The 19,233-nt window shown below is 44.0% G+C and carries 11 protein-coding genes; 2 read left to right on the forward strand and 9 right to left on the reverse strand.

From position 1 onward, the window contains the following. Positions 1 to 26: 26 nt before the first annotated feature. The 8 genes from ACX0G7_RS10620 to ACX0G7_RS10655 all read right to left on the reverse strand — a co-directional run bounded on the left by ACX0G7_RS10620 (position 27) and on the right by ACX0G7_RS10655 (position 16,177). Positions 27 to 2,690, reverse strand: coding sequence for a hypothetical protein (locus tag ACX0G7_RS10620; RefSeq protein ID WP_458923442.1), 2,664 nt, complete (start codon positions 2,688 to 2,690; stop codon positions 27 to 29). Between the two features lie 85 nt (positions 2,691 to 2,775). Then, complete coding sequence (locus ACX0G7_RS10625; protein WP_458923443.1) at positions 2,776 to 2,907, reverse strand: hypothetical protein; 132 nt, start codon at positions 2,905 to 2,907, stop codon at positions 2,776 to 2,778. Positions 2,908 to 2,950: 43 nt separating this feature from the next. Then, positions 2,951 to 5,191 carry a hypothetical protein gene (locus tag ACX0G7_RS10630; RefSeq protein ID WP_458923444.1) on the reverse strand — a complete coding sequence of 747 codons (2,241 nt, stop codon included), beginning with the start codon at positions 5,189 to 5,191 and terminating at the stop codon, positions 2,951 to 2,953. 26 nt (positions 5,192 to 5,217) lie between these two features. After that, the gene (locus ACX0G7_RS10635) at positions 5,218 to 7,497 is read right to left on the reverse strand and encodes a hypothetical protein (RefSeq protein WP_458923445.1); all 2,280 of its coding nucleotides are present in this window, start codon (positions 7,495 to 7,497) and stop codon (positions 5,218 to 5,220) included. A 17-nt stretch (positions 7,498 to 7,514) separates the two neighbouring features. Continuing rightward, positions 7,515 to 9,716, reverse strand: coding sequence for a hypothetical protein (locus ACX0G7_RS10640; protein WP_458923446.1), 2,202 nt, complete (start codon positions 9,714 to 9,716; stop codon positions 7,515 to 7,517). 21 nt (positions 9,717 to 9,737) lie between these two features. Further along, a complete protein-coding gene (locus ACX0G7_RS10645; RefSeq protein WP_458923447.1) occupies positions 9,738 to 12,236 on the reverse strand; it encodes a hypothetical protein in 2,499 nt (832 codons plus the stop codon). Between the two features lie 50 nt (positions 12,237 to 12,286). Continuing rightward, a complete protein-coding gene (locus tag ACX0G7_RS10650; RefSeq protein ID WP_458923448.1) occupies positions 12,287 to 15,178 on the reverse strand; it encodes a hypothetical protein in 2,892 nt (963 codons plus the stop codon). A gap of 9 nt (positions 15,179 to 15,187) precedes the next feature. Further along, the gene (locus tag ACX0G7_RS10655) at positions 15,188 to 16,177 is read right to left on the reverse strand and encodes a hypothetical protein (protein WP_458923449.1); all 990 of its coding nucleotides are present in this window, start codon (positions 16,175 to 16,177) and stop codon (positions 15,188 to 15,190) included. A gap of 720 nt (positions 16,178 to 16,897) precedes the next feature. Here ACX0G7_RS10655 and ACX0G7_RS10660 point away from each other — a divergent pair. Further along, complete coding sequence (locus ACX0G7_RS10660) at positions 16,898 to 17,896, forward strand: LamG domain-containing protein (RefSeq protein ID WP_458923450.1); 999 nt, start codon at positions 16,898 to 16,900, stop codon at positions 17,894 to 17,896. Positions 17,897 to 17,902: 6 nt separating this feature from the next. Further along, the gene (locus ACX0G7_RS10665) at positions 17,903 to 18,139 is read left to right on the forward strand and encodes a T9SS type A sorting domain-containing protein (RefSeq protein ID WP_458923471.1); all 237 of its coding nucleotides are present in this window, start codon (positions 17,903 to 17,905) and stop codon (positions 18,137 to 18,139) included. 220 nt (positions 18,140 to 18,359) lie between these two features. On the opposite strand, the gene ACX0G7_RS10670 is transcribed toward ACX0G7_RS10665, so the two are convergent. Next, positions 18,360 to 19,058 carry a FadR/GntR family transcriptional regulator gene (locus ACX0G7_RS10670; protein WP_458923451.1) on the reverse strand — a complete coding sequence of 233 codons (699 nt, stop codon included), beginning with the start codon at positions 19,056 to 19,058 and terminating at the stop codon, positions 18,360 to 18,362. Between the last annotated feature and the right edge of the window lie 175 nt (positions 19,059 to 19,233).

Raw genomic sequence — 19,233 nt, forward strand, 5'->3', positions numbered from 1 at the left:
ATACCGGCGTAGTGCAGCAAAAAGACTCATTCGCCACTTATCGTAATCTTCTGCCCATCCAGTGCTTTAAACTCAGTCCTTTCACGGCTACCATTCTGAAAGCGCTTATTGATACGCCATTCTATCTGAACATCGACATCAAAGATTTTTATTATCGGCTCGGGCAATTTGTCGCCCTTGTACTCAATATTCTCAAGATTAGTTACGGGCGTACCTTTTCTGTGGAGTTCCACCACCAGGTTTTTCAATCCCAAAGCCTCAGGACTTCGGCCCTGCCATACAAATACAACTTCATTCTGGGTAAGCCTCTTCAAATTGATCAGCAATGCATTTGAAGTAATATCCCCGCTATTGATTTCTTTGATCGCGGCATCTTTCATGATGGCGCTTGCCCTGTAGGTGATTTTATCCTTATCAGTATTAAGCGGTATTTTGATCTCGTCTATCGTAAAGGCCGGACCGGCTATACGGTGCATTGTTGTTACGGGTTCATCTAACACCGGCGAGGTAACGATTATTTCCAGCAGAATTTCAGAAACGCTGTCAGACTTTCCGCCAATAACAGGGATAAGGCTAAACTGTGCCCGCTGAAAAGGTTTGTTTATTATGAGTTCATCTTCCTGCAGGTATTGTGGTTCTGTTTTTAGCGATGCCCGGCCATCAATATAATGAAACTCCTTAGTTGCTTCGATGTATAAATGGCTTTTGTCTTTTCCACGTACGATCCAGGTTTCGCGATTGTTAGTTGCGTTAATAGTAATCGTCTCCACGCCTAACACATTGCTAAACTCATCCCGAAATTTCGGAGCAACGTTGATGCTACCGTCAGGCGCATTTGTTGATCCTGCGGTTATATTCACGCTATTGCCACTGGCATCTTTAAATCCTGGCCTGGTATCAGCGCTATTGCTACTGGCATCTTTAACTCCTGGCCTGGTATCAGCGCTATTGCCACTGGCATCTTTAGCACCCGGCCTGGTATCAGCACTATTGCCATTGGGATTTGTAACCCCTGGCTTAACATTCACACTATTGCCGAAAGCATCTTTAACCTTTGGCTTAACATCCACACTATTGCCACTGGCGTCTTTAACTCCTGCTGAAACATCCGCCCTATCTCCAATCGCTTCTTTAAGCCTCAAGGTTACATCTACACTTTTAAAAATGGCAAAGTCTATATTCCCTTGTCTTACCTCGATGTGTTTGTAAAAAATATAAGTATCCGGAAAAATAACCAGGTCTTCATTGGTGCTGAAGATCGGCGGAGTAATAATTTCCGCGGGACTGCTAACATTTGGTACACTGCCACTATAAGTAAACCTGATCTGGTAATAATAACCAACCGGCTCATTTCTATCATACAACCAGGCAATCTCCTTTTTATCTTTGTTCTGCTTGTGAAAGGTGATGTTTTTAATGGGGTCAACACCAGCCGGCATAGCGAACCTGCCTTCTTTTACATTTGAAGCTATTCCATGTTTACTTCGCCAGATGATCACTTCCGCACCTAACAGGTCCGCGTTTGGCTGATCATAGTCGTATACCATATTTATACTCAAAGATTGCTCGCGCCATACTTCGCTGAAAATTACTCTTTGAATATACTTATCCCTGTTCGCTGCTATCTGCTTACCCATTACCCATAAATGCGATTGTGGGTTGTGGGTACGAATGACAGTGGATCGCTCACGATAGTCAACATCTATAACTTTATCATGTGAAATTTTCTCATGCGTGAACTTATAAGCAACACCAACCACAGGGACCACGCTTCCAGCAGCAGCCTCGGCACCGGCCGCCAGGGGCACAGCGGGCGTTTCCGGGTTTACATAAGGACGAAACATTTCCCGAAGGATACTCTCCTTAAAATCATTGATCATCTCATCCATCATCTTTTTTGTCTCTGCGTCTTCTGCCTGGCTAAGCACTTCGACCTTCATATGGCCTTCCTCTTCCAGCTTCCTGGTGATCCAGTTCAATTCTGCTCCAAGTGAAAACTTTACGTAATAAGTAACCTCTGCCTTGATACTCAGCTGGTGAGCTATGCTGTCGTAACAACGGCCGAGGTTGGCCCAGATCCGGAGATTGAGCGCCGGCCGGATTGCATTGAATTTAAGGTCGTACAATACTCCTGCAACATTACCGGTATCGCCGTCAAGGGCCGATTGAATGAGCGCGGTGCCTTTCCTATCGAACCTTACATTAAAAACACTTTTTAAATCCGAAGACATCAGTGAAGGCTTATTAGCCCCGACAATGCTTTTTACAAAAGCATCATTGCCCAGTGTGTTAGCCTGGTTGTTTATTGCGTCCAGTACCATGAGGTTCACAGTACCATCCCGCCAAAGCGGTGCCGAAGCCCGTAAATTTTCCGGGAATCGCCGGGTTGCCTTTATTTTTTGAAGTGCCTTCTCAAGCCTTGATGGCGAAACGGAACATTGAACGCCTATCGATAAAATGGAGCCGGCGGTTTTTCGCAATTCATCCAGTCCGCCGTCCATCACATCACCTTCATTGAAGATCTGGAAGAAAAGTTCATAGAAGTTTTTATTACCGTTGCCTGTTGATGCGCCTGATTGTTGTGCAAGGCTTACTTCATCAGGAAAATAGTACACGAGATCGTTGAGCTCATGATCGCCGTAAAAGATCAATCCTTCATGTATACCGAGTGGTTTTGCTAAATCTACCATAGCGTTGTTATTTACCAGGTGTTAATTCATCTTCACGGGTTAGTTGTTTACCAGAGGTTAGTGTTTGCCAGATATTGCTTGTTTTTCAGATATTGCCGGTTAGCCAGATGTTCCTGTTCAACCAGACGTTCTTGTTTAGCCAGATGTTCCTGTTCAACCAGATGTTCTTGTTTAGCCAGATGTTCCTGTTTAGCCAGATATGTTCTTGACAAGACATTTCTGCTATGACGTGATTAATTTGTTTACCAGGTGTTTGCCCTTTACCAGATGTTATTCGGAAGTTCAATGCTGATCGTCTCTCTATCAGCCGTGAGCAAATCCGTTTTATACGCATCCCCGCTCCGGCTTCGAGCACGTACCCGGTAGTTGAATTCTTTGTGGTTGAAGTTGGGCATCGGATGCTTAAAAGAAACGGTGTCACCAATATTCTTAAATGCGAGCCGGTCAGTCTCAATCGCAATATTGTTTTCCTTGTCCTGGTAAATGAATTCAATCGTAACCTGTTTAATCTCTTTTGCGCGAAAGTCGGGCGACTTTGTTAATGTAGCCCGGATGATCCGCTCCGATTGAATCCTGTCATTGATCACCAGCATAGGCCCGCCATGCTGTCGCCACGGACCCTGAATCACATCCGCATTTACAGTCAGGCAGGTAACCCGGTATTCGAAGACCTCGCGGGGAGTGTTTAAGCTAACTGATACTCCAAGTTTCGTTTCGGTAAGGTCTCTCTTAAAGTCAAATTTATTCACCAGCGGATCTGCACGCTCAGCATCTCTGACCCTGGTTTCAAGAATGACCTTTTGCGTTTTGGCCCAGTCGGCATGACATAAAATATCAACCGACCACTTGTTTTCAAACGGATTGGGGACAAAGAAAAAGTTGCTTTGAACGTTATTGAATGCAACCTTGTGTTCTTTTGACGCGGCGATAAAATAAGTAAGCTCAACATCGAATTGTACACTGATCGTTTTGTTTGCAACGATCGACAATACCTTTTTCTGATTATCGGCTCTATTGAACAAATAAGTTCTTTGCAGTACCAGGCCCTTATCGGCTTGATCTAAAACTTTTACCGTTGCCTCGATCAGATGCGTCTGATCGAATATGGTTGTGTCATCAAGATTAATACTGATCTCACGGGTTTCGACATATTCTGAAGCATTGAAATAGATGTAAGGACCTTTTTCCGTTGTCCATTCCAGCTCGCATTTTCCAGGAATTTTATTTGACTCTGTCGTCATGAACATTGTAGCCTTGTAGTCGTAGTTGTAATTAGTATCTTTCTGCCGGGTAAAGTTGAAGTGATTCTGCAAATTGTCGTCAGAATCAAATACTATGTTGCGTTGAACAATGATATCATCTGCATCAGCATCAATCACACGGCATTGGATCACCACAGATTTTATATTCGAGTTTTTAAAAGTATCGGCGGCCAGTCTAACTTCAACTCTCTGGTCAATGAATGGAATTTCGTCTAAACGAATCCATTTGATTTTCTCTTTAATACCCCCGGCATCCCGTATCAGTGATGAAAGCAGCGATTGTGGAAAAAATGGATAGGTCTTCACATTCCGCTGCGCAAGATTTACCGTTGTTTCGCTGAGCTGCGTCTCCTCTATATTTCGGCGGATATGGTGAACGCCCGGCGCAATCGACGACAATACCCTGCTAATACCATTGGCTATGCGATCCTCAACCTTTTCCGAAGCACTAAGTGGTGATGAGGCAGGATGAAATAACTTCTTCATCACTTCGCTCTTCAGCTCATTTACCAGGCTTTTCATCGCCTCACTTTTGATAACAGGGTCAAGCTCTTCTATAGTGATGCTTATCGCGCTCGTTTCTTTTAATTTGTCGATCGCGGTAGAGATCTCATCTGTATAAAATATAAAGTTCGTTTTTTCAAACTCTTCAAAATGATGATAAACCTTACTCCAGTTCACACGCATCTGAGCTTTAAATACAGGTGCTATACCAAGCATTTCCAGTTCGTAGTGTACACTCGCGGCCACTACGTTGGAGTCAAGTGCAGCAATGAGTAACTTCGCATCTTGTCCCTGAGCCCTGACCACCAGTGATGCGATATTCTCGCCAAAGATGGAAGGTTTGACCTCAGAAGTGACGAACCACTTTTTAGGATCGGGTTCGTTGCCTGCTGCGGCCATAATGAGATAAACTTTTCCGTTATGAATTGGCGCAGGCACCAGCAGACGAGGCTTTTTACCGAACTTTTCTTTTATCTCCTTTTCAGCAATGCGCAGCTGCGTTTCAGTTGGCGCAAGATTTACATCCAGCATCAGGCTGGCCTCCAGTATACTTTCAGTTTCGATGCCTACGCCCGACTCGGGTAAGATCGCGTAGGCCTCCATCCGGGGCAAACCGGCAGCATCCGTCATAATAGCCGGCCTTAAGCATACATAATAATAGACATCGGGGTTTGTGTCATCACTGAAAATAGTGAGATTACCCACTTCCAGGAAGGGTGGTTTATAACTCAGCATGCTAAATGATTTAACGATTGCAATGTTTAAGGCTTTGATGGCGCTTTCAGCATCAGGATGGTCCCTTTATTGGTGCCGGATGTTTCCAGTTGCGATCCATCGTCTTTGATAAGGGTGAGCTTATAGTTATACTTAGCTTCCATTGTATTACTCCGTGGTATATACCAGCTGATCGGTTTGGCAGTATTTTCAGGATCTAGGAAAATTTCGCGACTTCCTGCAGCGTCACCCTCATTGTATTGCATACTTAACAAAGCATTGGAATAAACTGTCCCCAGCCTTAGCTGTGCCGGATTGATCAACACTCTGAGCAATGGTATGATGATCGGCTCCTCTCCTTCGCCGGTAATCCAGGCAGACTTTGAAATTGAATCGGCAGTGATAATGGTGTATCGATAAAGGAACTTCGCTTTAGTTTTATCAACCAACACAAGTTTAGCGACAGCTGGATCCCATTGATCTTCGGCCGAAATTTCAATCTTGTCTGTGCTTGAAAAATTTTTTGCTTTGTCTTCATATTTGAATTCAACAATGATCTTTTTGACTGTTTCGTCGGGAACCTGCGCCAGCTCCACGCTAAGATCAAGTGTGTCTTCATAAGGACTTGGCACGAGTATTTTTACATTGTTGTTTTCAGTGAGATAATATTTCTTTTCCGGCACTTCAGGGGAATTGCCCCCTTTTGTAAAATATTTCGTTTTGTATACGAGTGGTGCATCAATTACTTTTCCAATGATGCGGGTGAATTTTTCACCTTCCGGCTTATCTGTTCTGAGGATAACGGTATCAGTAAAATGATCTTTATCACCTTCTTTCTTATAGCTTAAATCAACCTGGATCGCCTTGATCTCGTTGTCGCCGGATAAAGAACTTAGGATGGGATGTGGCACAAAGGTCACATCTATCAAACCTACCTTACCGATGTTTACGTTGATATCGGAATTGGAAGATTCGTTAGGCAGTACAACTGGTGCTGAGATTCCCTTAAAATAAACCTCCGTTGTGTATTTGGCCAGTCCGTCGTCTTTTTTTGGACGCCGGAAGCGCCAGATATCTTTTGGGGAGTCCTTTTTAAATAGCGCGGAATGTGTTTGGTTCGCGGCGGGATAACTGACGTTTACCTTGACAGCGTTAACAAATGGCGCCTCTTCCCAGGGGGCATCAACACTGGTGTTGATGGTAATAGTTTCTACTTCGTGTTCGCTCAGATCAACCAGCTTGGTAATGTGCTTTTTCTTGCTGTCGGGAATACCTTCGAGAAAATTCATAATGGTTCCCTGGGGGTTTATCTCCCACTCCACAACGTCTTCCTGAGTAAAACGCAGTTCAACAAATGAACGGACCTCTTCTGTCATCAACTCGATCATCGAATTTTTTCTTTCTTCGGTAGTCATTCCATGAATGCGACTCTTGATAATTTCCTGCACTTTGTCTTCGATCAGCTTCATGGCCATATTCCTGAGTTGACTTACATGTTCGTCAGAAATTTCGGTTGATCCTTTTTTGATCTCGATGTTCATGAGGCCTTCCTCCATCAATTTTTCCGTTACCTCCTTCACATCTATGCGTTCAACATCGGCATCTGAGCAACCCTGGTCGGTGTTACGCCACACCCGCTCAACCTTCCTGTTTATTTCACTGGTTTGCGTTGAGCCGGCCCAGGCTCTTATCTCAAGGCTGGGTAACCTTAACTGAAACTTCAGGCTGTACCGGACACTTATCGATTTTATACCATCCTTAAGTGCTTTATACCAGATGGCGGCACCGGTAGGGCTTAAGCGAAGTGCAAAGGCGGCATTGTTATCGCCTATAAGGCTGGCGGGGCCACCAGCTGATGACCAGGGAACCAGGTCCCCGTCTTTTTCTTCAAGCAGGGTAACGGTACCTTCGGTAAAGGTTACAGCCCCAAACCGGATCTCTTTCACCCTTTCAACATCAGGCTCAGGTATACGGGTCTCTCCCCGTGCTTTCGCAATCAGGCCAAGGCGTTCTTTTTCCTGTTTTACTATCACCCGTCTGCGGCTTTCCTGTATACCCGAACTTTTAAGCTTGCCGGAAATTTCGTTCAACACCTCTTCGCTTATACCAAGGTGCGCATCAAAGTTGATCCATCCGCCTGCAAGACCAGCAACGCTGGTGGTGGAGCCGTCTGCCCGGTCTGTCCAGAACAGTCCGCTAAAAATTGGTTGCCCGTTTTGTACTCTTATTTCGGGACTTGTCTTAATAGCATAAAATAGATTGCAGTCATCGTCGTCGGGATAAACAACCACGTTTTTATGATTTAAAACACTGGGAATAGTTATCATGGTAAATGTTTTTGAGGTTAAAGGGCAAGTTTCTGTGGGATGACACTTAAGAAATCAGAAGCAGTGGATTCCGGATCCAGCCAATCAGTAAAGTGCGTTGGATTGATTATATACACTGTTCCTACACGGTATTTATATTTCCGACCAGTCAACTGCTGCGATTGTAAAATCTGGCGAATGCTGCGTGCCATATCAAGTGTTGCTACTGGTTTTGTCTTATCTAATTTTACCGAAAAAGTATTTCCTTCTTCATTTTTGATTTCAACGGTAATATGGCTGATCTGCTTATAAGGCGCCAGGGTGGCCTCATCCAGGTCATTCCATCTTTCAAATAAGGGGCAACTAACCTCGAGATGCCAGATCTGGGGATCACCGGTAGCATAGTCAATCACCTTGTTTAATACTTCGTTGGCGTTGCTGTTAATGCTGATCTTTTCAGGTTCACAAATCAACTCGGTCCAAAACCTGTCTTCAATGGCATCTACCTCCTGATCGTTAAGCATCACCGTTTTTGAGGCTTTGCTTTCAAGGTTTGTGGGCCAGGTGTTTTCCTGGACGCCGATCTGGTAATCCGCTTCATACACGGTATCTTCTATGGTCGATAATAAAGTGAGATCGGCACCTTTAATGGTGATTGGAAACTCATTAATGTTATTAAACGTAAATCCTTTGATCCTGGTAACATCCGCTGTTCTCTCAAAATCAGGTTTTATTTCAACGGGTATACCCGCCAGTTCGCGAATGTTCAGCTCAACCGGGATGCGTTGCTGGCTAACCACTTCGGCTCCCTCGCTCCCTGAGATCAGGTCGAAAAAAATATCACCTATAATCATCCCTTCGCTGACTTCACGTTTGAAATAATCAAACGATTCCAGCGAACAATCAACTGTGAGTGTGAAGCCGTTAACGGGGTCAATTGATTCAATAGAGTCTGGTATTTTTCCCCTGAGTACCGCGTTCTCACCCGCATATGCGGGGTTTAACACAAACTTTACCGACTTGAAACCACCCAGGCGCAACTCGCAAAATTTTGTTACCCCTTTTGTAATCCGGTTGAGTTCGATATAAAGATCTTTTTTTGCTTTGGGATTATACTGTGGGATTAGTGTGATGGCAATGTTGATGCGATAAGATTCAGGCTTCCCATCCGGGCCTGGCAACATGTTGATCGACATCTTCGGCTCACCGTTTTGTTCTTTTGCCTTAATGCGGAACACTTGCGGCAAAAAATAAAATACATCTGTTTGCACAGTGGGTCGGTAAGCGATTGTATAATCTTTGCCTGCTTTAAGAATATTTACGATCTGCCAGTTAAGACCTTTAACCTCAAATTCATCAGACAAAGGACCAAACACATCCGTGTCGTCTTTTGTATAACTGTTTGTAATTATTTTTCGAAGATCAATCTTTTGCGGATCAGTAAACTGTGGAGGTTCCGGTTTAGCCGGCGGCGTTTGTGGGGCCGGTTGGACCGGAGCGGGCTTTGGTTTGACAACTGTAACTACACCTGGGTGAATGACTGTTTTCCGGAATACAGGAACGGCTCCCGCTTTCAGGCTTGCAGATCTGTCCTGTGCAACAACGGGTGTTGCTACCTTCTGTACCAGTGAAGCATCAAAGATTATGTGGGGCGGAACGATCCCTGTATTGATAAATTCGGGTTTTGCGACCGGCTTCTGCCACCATAGTTCCGCTGTTACCGTTAATGTGAACGTTGCCATTTTGTTCGCGTCTTTCAGCGCTACAATAAGATCTTTGATCTCATCCCATTGTATCTCTGTCTGAGCGTGGAGGTCCTGTAAAATGTTGACAGCATCCATTATTGGAGAACCAGTGATCGAAAGTTGTTTCTCTACTTTTTTTCCACCCGCCTCAAATGATAAACTGATCTGCGGTTTTTTTATCGTAAGCGGGTAAACATCCGCTTCTTCCCGGTAGGCTTCAATGGTACAACGAAGGGTAATTTTACCGGTAGCTTCATCTTTATCAAAAGCAAAAGCCCGGGATTGTGGCCTCAGCTCAGTTGCCGGCAGGGTCTTAATTCTGAATTTAGGTTGACCGTATTTTTTGCCTTCGTAGATATATACCTTATCCGGGTCAATAGGCTGTTCACCCACTTTGTTTGAATCGCTTGATATCATCAGGCTACTAAGAATAGGCTGGATATTAACCAGGCTGAAGCGGGTGGCTTTTATTGTTGGGGTTGATTTTTGTGACATATCGGCTTGCTTTTTTAAACATTAAACGGTAAGTGTAGGTTCTTCAAGCAACAACAGGCCCGTTGCATTTTCCTGCAATGCAACTTTCACGGGGGCGCTTCCCGCCTTTGCAAACTGCAATGCATATTTGAAAGGTTTTCCTTCAGCAGAAAATGCCATTACTTCGAATGTTTGGAATATATTATCCCTATCGAGCCTGATATTCTTTTTGATCACATAGTTATTTTCAGGCTCACTGTATTCTGCTGAAACATATACTACCGACCAGTTACTCCAGTCAAGCAAACCACCATCAATGGTTAAAGTCTTCACCTTCCTTCCCAATGAGATTGGTGGAATATCTTCGTCGCTTCTAGCTTCCTGCCATGGTGATGTATAAACAAGATCATCCTTATACTGAACAAAGTACCTGTACTTGAAATTGTCTTTTGCTCCTTCCCTGAGCCGCATGGTCCAGTCCCAGGTTTCTGTTCCGGTAAACCAGTGAAAATATTCTTCTTTAACATTTTTCGAGCTGTCTTCATACAAAATCTCCACCTTGGCGGCCTTGACAGTGTTTGCATCTATGATGACATCGAAAGATGCTTTAGCACGGCTGGTCAAAAGGTCATCAATCATTAATGTGCCGCGTGTATCTGTTTTTACATCACTTACAGCTTCCTGTCCGTCGTTAAAGATGTATCTGACCTTGTAGCTATAACTTTTACTTTTATTGCCATAAGCATAACAACGCCAGTTACCCGTAGGAGAATCCTTTGTAATCCTGATTTCCTTTTTTGTGTCGGGGTGATTAGGCTCAGCGGTGTATTCTAACATTACGATCGCTTCTTTAATCAATGACCAGTCCATATCACCTGCAATACAATTAACTGTAATAAAGCCAAGTTTATCGTATGATATCACCAGTTGCCGGTCGCTGATATTATTTAGCTTTATGGGCGGCGGAGCTTCGGCTGTACCTACATAGGAGATCTTTGCTTCGACATTGTAGAAATCGAGTAATTGTCCCTTTTCGTTGCGGGCCATGGTTACCCGGAAGGTATTTGTTTCATCTCCTTTCTTATACAGGTATGATTTTGAATTCTGACGCACAACCTTCGTGGTAGCATCCTGCTGGCTGTAGGAGATGTTTACTATAATGCTATGAATATTATCTACAGCAAAGTCTGCATTTACTCCTACCTGCACTTCAAGTATCTGTATTTCCGGACTGCTTACATCGATATGCCTTACGAGTTGTTTACGTTGCGTTTCAGTGAGCTGGGCAGTCAAGGTGCCATTGGGATACCTTCTGAATTCAACTGTTCCGTTTTTCTTAAAATGGAAATCAAGAGAGGTGACCTTTGATTTGTCTATATCGTTCCTGAAGTAGTAATGTGTTTCCACATTGGGCCGGTCTCTTTCAGCGGCACTTACACCCATGTCGGGATTTGGCTTTGGCTGTCCTGGTCCTGTTGCGGGTTTTCCCTCTTCTCCTTCCTGCGGTTCTTCGTCCTTTTCTTCACCAACAAAGGCCGTTTGAAAAAAGTTTGGAATGATCGTATTCATGATAGTGTCCATCAGCGTTGTGCGAAGATTTGTTTCAATCTCTTTGATCTCTTCGCTGTTTGCAGACACATCGCCAAAGTCGGTGATCTCGATCTTGATCACTTTTTGATCTATCAGTCGCTGAACCATTTTACCAATTTCCGTTTTACTGGCGGATACGCTCCTGGAGTCTGTTCTTTTGTAGGTGAAAAATCCTATCTCGGTTTTAATACCTCCTCTCCGCTTCTTACTATATTCCTGTTGAAAAGATTGCATTTCGGTAAACATCTGGGAAGAGTTCGCGGTAACTCTTACTTCGAGATTTGGCACAAAGGCAAACCCCTTAATTTCGTAACGTACTATCGCCTGTAACGGGGTCAGCGAGGCCTTGTCTTTCCCTTCACCCTGGTAGCCTTTGGTAAGGGCATCATAAAAGATCTGTGCACCTTCTATCCCGAATGTTGCATAAAACGCAGCAGAGTTTGAACCAATCAGGGATGGCTTTACTTCTGCACTCGATTGTTTCTTAAACGTATCTCCCAGCCCTTCCAGCACTTCAAGTTTGGCGGTTCCATCTTTCCAGGTATTGGGAGTGCCAAGTTTTATGAGCGGTTTGTTGCTCCTGGCGGGTAATGTTTTTCTTCCACCACCCAGTCTTGCATAGAGTCGCATGAAAGGGTGATTTTGATTCGTAGCAAGGGAGCCCAGGTAGTCCGTGATAGTTTTATGTTCCGCTTCCGATATGGAAAGATCAGTGGTCAGCAAAAGCTGTCCCAATTGTGTTTCGACCAATTCTTTGTTGGTACTGCTGGCATAAGCAATGTCAGCATTACGCGAAAAGAAGTTAAAGCTCATTTGTGGGTTGCCCTGGTCGTCTGTTGCGATACGCGGCCTGCCCCGGAGGACGTAGAAGGTATCACTCTTTTCGTGATCCCTGAATATTTCAATATCGTCTAACCCCGGAACCTTTACGGTTGGAAATAACATTAACATGGTTGATAATTTTAAAAGGTATGAGTATTTGTGGTTTAGGTATTTGTAGTTTATGTATTCGTGATCCTTAGTATGAGTTCATCTAAGCCTGCGGGCACAACAAAGTTTAATACTTCGTCCGTTCCATCTTTTTTAAATATGCTTGCTACTGCACTTAGCGGATCGCCTACGTCAACTCCTTTCAGTACTATTGTATCCTCTGGTTTACTCTTTTTAAGCATGATGGTTTCCAGTGGCTTGTTGGCACCGTTATTTTCGAACACCTGGACCTGGATAGCGGCAATGTTGTTGCTAAAAGTTTCCGCTTCAAGGAGTGTTGTTACTTTAAGGACTTTCAAACCGCAGGTTTCAAGGCTGATGGCAGGTTGTTCAATATGGTATTCTCTTGGGAGTCCATCTATAATGTCGCCACTACGTAACAGGAACTGTGTGGTCGCGGTCCATATTCTGGGATCCTCTTCTTCAACTATTACAGAAAAAGATTGTTGGGTAGCTTCGGCATTGTCTGCATTCAGCACGAGTGCCTTGCTTAGTTGTTCGCCATCAACATTACGGTAAGTAACTTTAACTATGGCCTTCGATACCAGTGATCCCGGGTTTACAAGAATGGGTGAGATCGTGAGGACACGGGTTTCCGGACGATTTACTACTACCTGCGTATCTACCTGCTTATCGGACTCCTGTTCTATTTCATCTTCCCTGAAGAAGAATCTTTCTCTTTTATAATAGACATATTTATTTGGAACGGCAGGAAAGATCAGGAACTTTTTAAGATCGGTACTTCCTTCCCTGAAGATGATCGTTTTACCATTAGCACCCACTGCAGGTGCAACAAAAACCTGTACAGAATTGATGGCATCAGCAGAAAACTGGATATTTCCAGGCTGTACTTCAACAGGTATTAGTGGCGAATGATCGGAAATATTTACAGCTATATCTCTCTCCGTTACATCAGTGAAATTGCGCGATTTGATCTTGGTTTCATGTGTGCCAATAATCGATCCTGCCTTATGAATAAACTCGACATAATAATCGTATGTCAACGTACCATATTTGTCAACAAAAAATGAAATGAACTTTCTTTGTTCGGTTGCATTCACTGCGATACTTACCTGGTGTAACCTTTTCGTTTTATCTCCTTGCTTATCTCTAAAGCCGTACGAGATATGTACAATGGCCTCCTGTATCTGAAACTCTGCAAAGTCAAGTGCGGATCTGACCTCTATATTTATTTCTTTGAACGGACCTTCACCCAGGCGAACAAGCATAACTTGTTTGTCGGCGTCAAATGCTGTTCCATCAAGGGTTAAGGCACCCGCAGGATGATAAGCGTGCACTTTAGCTTCCTGCTTATCAAAAATATAAGTGCGCTTTATTTGTTGCGAGATGGATCTGTGCTTAAGCGTATAGCCTGCATTGATCGTAATCTTCGTAGACACCTTTTCAGGTCTTTCCGGAGTTGGTGTCGGGTTTGGATTGGGATTAGGATTGGGATTTGGGTTTGGGTTCGGATTTGGGTTGGGGTTTGGATTTGGGTTGGGGTTTGGATTGGGGTTTGGATTGGGGTTTGGATTGGGGTTTGGGTTCGGATTAGGGTTCGGATTAGGGTTCGGATTCGGATTCGGATTAGGGTTTGGATTCGGGTTTGGGTTTGGGTTTGGGTTTGGATTTGGGTTCGGATTTGGATTGGGAGGCACCCTTGGATCTGGTTCGGGCGATGGTGGTGGAATAGGTCTATTTCCTCCATCGTTACTTGGAGGTATTGTTCCTCCCCGGGAGGCGGGTGGGGGTTCTGGTAATGGTCCCGGGCCAGGTGGCAGCACAGGTGCTGGACCTGTCGGATTTGTTGGGTTCGGATTGGGGTTTGGATTTGGGTTTGGATTTGGATTTGGGTTCGGATTCGGGTTGGGATTCGGGTTCGGATTCGGGTTGGGGTTCGGATTCGGGTTGGGGTTGGGGTTTGGATTAGGATTCGGGTTGGGAGTTGGAGTCGGGTTCGTGTTGGGGTTTGGATTAGGGTTTGGTGTCGGTGTCGGATTTTGTGTGTTGCCATTATTACCTCCGCCTGGAAGTGTGCTCCCCAACACATTATAGTCTTCTCTTGGAATGGCTGTTGTTTCAAATAAGGTAGGCGACATAAGTTCACGCACGAGCTTCATAGCGTTAGGATCATCAGCCCCCAATGGACTCACCCCGGAACCATCGCCACTATAGTCTATTGCTTTCACTGTAATCGCCCCCTTATTGACCAGGTCACGCATGATCAGGTCTATATCGTTATTAGACATGATCTTCAATGAACCGGATTCAAGCCCAAAATCCGCATCTATATGATGTTGCCAAAATTCCTCTGTAGCTTTAAAATCGACAGTGATTTCAAGATGATAAGCCGGCATCAAACCGAGGTAATCAAGATCATACACTATACCTATCTGTGTTTGTGAACCTTTCATTAACAGGTTCCACATCACCTGGGCTTCCATTCCTCCCAGCCTCATCGAAAAAACTGCTGTTTGCTTTCCGAGCAGAGCAGGCTTGGTTGAACCGGCCACTGAAAAATCTACGGCACCATTTGCTTCGTTTCCTGCGCTACCAAACATTACCAGCTTTACAGCACCGTCTTTGAATGGAACCTGTGCCAGGGTCACATCACGTCCGGCCTGCCCGTTCAACGCCTCGCGAAGCCTGTCTACTTCGCTTTGATCGGGGCCTAACTCAACTTCAAGCGTTAGGAATCCCCCATTTCTTTTCATATCATCTGTGAACTGTGGATCAGTTCCCTCCACCACTTCTCCATCAATATAGGCTACGTATTGTATGCCTTTCCCATTGTTAGCTACTTTCACTTTTTCTGATGGTAAGTAATAATATTGCGCAGGATTTAAATTATCACGGTACACAGTAATGCCATTGATAACCTGCTGCTGGTCGATTGCTAGCATAAGACTTGTTTAATGAGTAATAAAATGTTTCGCATAGCGGTAGAACGTTCGGAGCCTTAGTTCATATCCCGGCTTCTTCGCAGTAAAATCTTCTTTAAATCTGAGTACCGCCACTGCAGTATCCCTGTCAAAAACAGACGAAATGGTATTGTTGTAATAGCTGTTACCTGTCCTGGAATCTTTTATAACAGACAAGGTCTTTTGGACCCGGGCCACATCTTCACCTTCCGAGCCAAAACGGAGATGATTAGTAGCCGACGCAATTTTTTGCAGATCTGAGAAATTAAAAAGAAAGAAATTGAAGTGGATACTATTACCGGCTTGGCCGTTAAGCAGTCTCATAAAATTTTCCCAACAATTCCATCTTGCATCAGGTCTGTCGCCCTTAACAAATGCTGCAGGCTGTCCGGCTATTGTAATACAACCAGAACTGCTATAATTCAGACGCATCAGTTCCGCAAAACGATCATTGCTGTTGGCAGGCTCTGTTCTACCTGCGTGCAGGTTGTCGCCGGGCTGCAACACACAATACCTGCTTTTGGACAAATCAAAACTTAACGTAGTTCTTCGCTTTATTACAGATGGTATCTTAACGATCCCAAAACCATCCATTAAGAATGCATCATGATTCTGAAACCCTGCCGATCTTGGATGAATACCACGTGTCAGAACATAATTGCCCGGGCATAATATGTTGAACGTATCGAGGCTGGAAATATTGGAAAACAGACAGGGTTTTGAAGGCAGTGTACTGCCGGGAAAAATCGAGAGTTTATCAGTAGTCGTATTCCAAAACCCTATCGTACATCGCGGTGTTTTAAAATTTGTGGTTACCATCTCTAACTCGTGAGACAGATCATATTTTCCTATTGCACTAAAGTCCCCGGCAAGAGCCGCTTTAGGCAAACAACCACGAATACCAAAAATTATATGTTTATCTCTTAATGGGTATTGATATAACGCGCTCAAACCACGCATGAGGGTGCCGTGCATTTTCATATGCCACATTTACAACTTAATAAAATCTATTCGGTAGCAGTCTGGAATTGGTATCAGTATAAAACCGTAGCAGTAGAGAATCGGTAGTTGATCAGAATCGGGAGCAGATCAGATTTGGGAGCAGATCAGATTTGGGAGCAGATCAGATTTGGGAGCAGTTTAGAATCGGAGCAGTTTAGAATCGGAGCAGTTTAGAATTGGCAATGTAGAACCAGTAGCAGAATAGAATCAGTAGCAGAATAGAATCAGTAGCAGAATAGAATCGGAGCTGAATATTATAGGGACCGGGGAATAAACCAGGAAACGGGAGCAACGCTAACTTACTCTTTCAAAAGATCGGAGGACAGTAGGAGCAATCGTTTCAGGCGTTCAACTTACTGATGTAAATTTAAAATAAAAACGTACACAGTTTCTTACGTATAAATACCTGAAAGAATTGAAAACGAAAAAAAAATAGCGGAAATAAAAAAATCCTAAAACATCCAAAGCGTCGGGGTACCGAATCTGGCTATCGGTAAGCCGCTACTTTAAGAGTACCTTTTTGTTAAACAGGAACAGACAACAGAAGTGGTTCATATGGCGCTCTCATCTACATACTGGTATCAGCTCAGAAAAATCCTGATCATAATTATCCACTGATGTGGCAGAGAATAATGTCGCGCTTATTGCGTTCTAGAAACCTTACTCATCAATTACTCCATCATCCTAAAAACCACTTGTGTGAAGAAATATTTACTTATCAGTCTTTTTACTTTCCCTGTTGTAGTGGCAGCGCAGCTTCCGTCCGGTGCTATTGCACAGTACCCATTTGATAATACACTTGCTGATATAAGTGGAAACGCGTATGACGGATCCCTTGCCTCAACATCTGCCGCGCCAAATCGTTTCGGCGTAGCTGGCAGAGCAACTTCATTTACCGCAGGGTCATCATCGGGTCAATTACCTGGCACGTTACAAACCGCAATACGTGGCAACTTCAGTCTTGGTTACTGGTTCAATACTTCGATGACAGCAAGTTCATCTTCGCAATGGTATGGCGGGAATGCAATGGTTGACGCTGAGGTTTGCGGCGGCACCACGGATTGGGGCACTGCATTGATTGATGGAGGAAAGGTTGCCTTCGGCATAGGCGGTGATATCACCATTAAGTCGCCACTCGATTACAATAACGGCGCCTGGCATTTTGTAACGGTAACACGTAACCAATCGGTAGGTACTTTTAAATTATTTGTTGATGGGATCGAAGTAGCCAGCAACGTAGGTATACCAAATGACCTGGTAGCTGCGCCTTTTATTGGTATTGGCAGGAACCCATGTAACCCGGCACCGTTATATACCGGTCTGATGGATGATATCATTGTTTACGACCGGACATTGTCTGGCACAGAGGTGCAGGATCTTTATAATTCATCCCTGCTATTTACATTGCCACTAAAATGGTTGGAATTTAAAGGGCTTGAGCAAAACAAAATGGTAACGCTTAAGTGGACAGTAGCCAACATGACAAATACCCAAAGTTTTGAAGTAGAAAGTTCAAAAGACGGTCAGCATTTTCATCATGCCGGATCTGTCCGTGCAAACGCGGGCATTTCAGATTACACCTACCAGGTACCAGGAACGACTTCCACGGGAAACAAGTATTTCAGGATCCGGCAAGTTGACAATGATGGTAAATTTTCTTACTCCGCGATCATTTTGGTCAGGGAAGAGCCGAAATAACATGCTATCTCAGTTGCCGGGAATCCCGCAAAAAATATTGTAAGCATCAATAATCCAGGTAAAACATTTATTGAACAAATGATTATCTCGGATGTCACGGGAAGAAAATTATTAGTACAACAGTTGCGGTCCGCAAATACGATGCTAAACATCGATATCCGTAAACTGCAAACAGGCCACTATTTTATTTCCGTTTTTGCCGACGGCAAATACTCAGTACTACCATTTTTGAAACAGCCTTAACAGGAATTCAGGTCGCAGTTAGGTTAGCTTTTCTTTGAAAGGATAAGATCCTTATGGCCAGGTTTACAAATGCGTAAATCTCTATTGATTAATATTATCATGGAATTGCCGGGATTCACTGAGTCAAATTATCTAACTGTCCTGCTTTATATTATCTAAATGAGGAGAACTATCAGCCTCCCTAACTAAAGAAATATAACGAGTAATGACCAGGTGGATCTTAATCCTGTTTTTCATTAAGCTTATCAAAATGCGGCTTGAGGTGTTCGTACATGCCTTTGCGGAATTCTTCGCGGGTGCCGTTTTTCAGGATGTTTACCAGGTCTATATGAGTAACTTTACCTGATCGGTGTTCTTTTTTTTCAGAGAGCATTACATAGCCGAATATTGGTAACAGCATATTCTGAAAACGTTTCAGGGTGTCGTTGCCTGTCATCTCGTATAACTTTCCATGAAACTCAATCTCGTTTTTTATCCGGAAAGTATGGGGCTTATCCTTAATCTGTTTTTTTGCGATGGCTTCGAGTTCTTTAAGGTCCTTTTCTGTCTTCCGGGCGAAGAGGATATCGCCCAGGCCTATCTCGATCACCAATCTTAGCTCAAAAATATCTTTCAGTATGTGATCATCGATCAGCAATGGGTTCATCACCTTTTCGAGTGAGCCCAAAACATCGGGCCTGGCCATCACCATCCCCCGTTTTTTGCGGGTTTCAATCATGCCCAGCATTTTCAACCTGCTCAGGGCTTCACGGATGATGTTGCGGCTGACACCCATGGCTTCCACCAATTCTATTTCCTTTGGCAAGGGATCGCCTGGCTTCAACGCACGCTCTTTAAAATATGTCTGCAATGACTGCTCAACCAGGTCGGTCATAGTCGCTTTGCTGATACGTTTTAAAGTTCCGGGCAATCCACTCATAATTCCTTTTTAAACAAATATATTATCATTAAATCATTATGTGCAACATATTTACGTCCAGCGGGGATGTACTTTCTGACCGAAGACAAGTGCTGGATGTTTAGATCAGTCTGCTTAATGAGACCGACATTATTACTTAATAATAAATCTGGCATCAGTGTGTTTAATGCGGCCC

The sequence above is a fragment of the Flavitalea antarctica genome, assembly GCF_054461535.1.

Excerpts from the sequence above, each read along its gene's own strand:
- ACX0G7_RS10670 (WP_458923451.1), bottom strand. The coding sequence starts at position 19,058 with ATGAGTGGATTGCCCGGAACTTTAAAACGTATCAGCAAAGCGACTATG.
- ACX0G7_RS10630 (WP_458923444.1), bottom strand. The coding sequence starts at position 5,191 with ATGCTGAGTTATAAACCACCCTTCCTGGAAGTGGGTAATCTCACTATT.
- ACX0G7_RS10620 (WP_458923442.1), bottom strand. The coding sequence starts at position 2,690 with ATGGTAGATTTAGCAAAACCACTCGGTATACATGAAGGATTGATCTTT.
- ACX0G7_RS10650 (WP_458923448.1), bottom strand. The coding sequence starts at position 15,178 with ATGCTAGCAATCGACCAGCAGCAGGTTATCAATGGCATTACTGTGTAC.
- ACX0G7_RS10655 (WP_458923449.1), bottom strand. The coding sequence starts at position 16,177 with ATGAAAATGCACGGCACCCTCATGCGTGGTTTGAGCGCGTTATATCAA.
- ACX0G7_RS10640 (WP_458923446.1), bottom strand. The coding sequence starts at position 9,716 with ATGTCACAAAAATCAACCCCAACAATAAAAGCCACCCGCTTCAGCCTG.
- ACX0G7_RS10645 (WP_458923447.1), bottom strand. The coding sequence starts at position 12,236 with ATGTTAATGTTATTTCCAACCGTAAAGGTTCCGGGGTTAGACGATATT.
- ACX0G7_RS10625 (WP_458923443.1), bottom strand. The coding sequence starts at position 2,907 with ATGTCTTGTCAAGAACATATCTGGCTAAACAGGAACATCTGGCTAAAC.
- ACX0G7_RS10635 (WP_458923445.1), bottom strand. The coding sequence starts at position 7,497 with ATGATAACTATTCCCAGTGTTTTAAATCATAAAAACGTGGTTGTTTAT.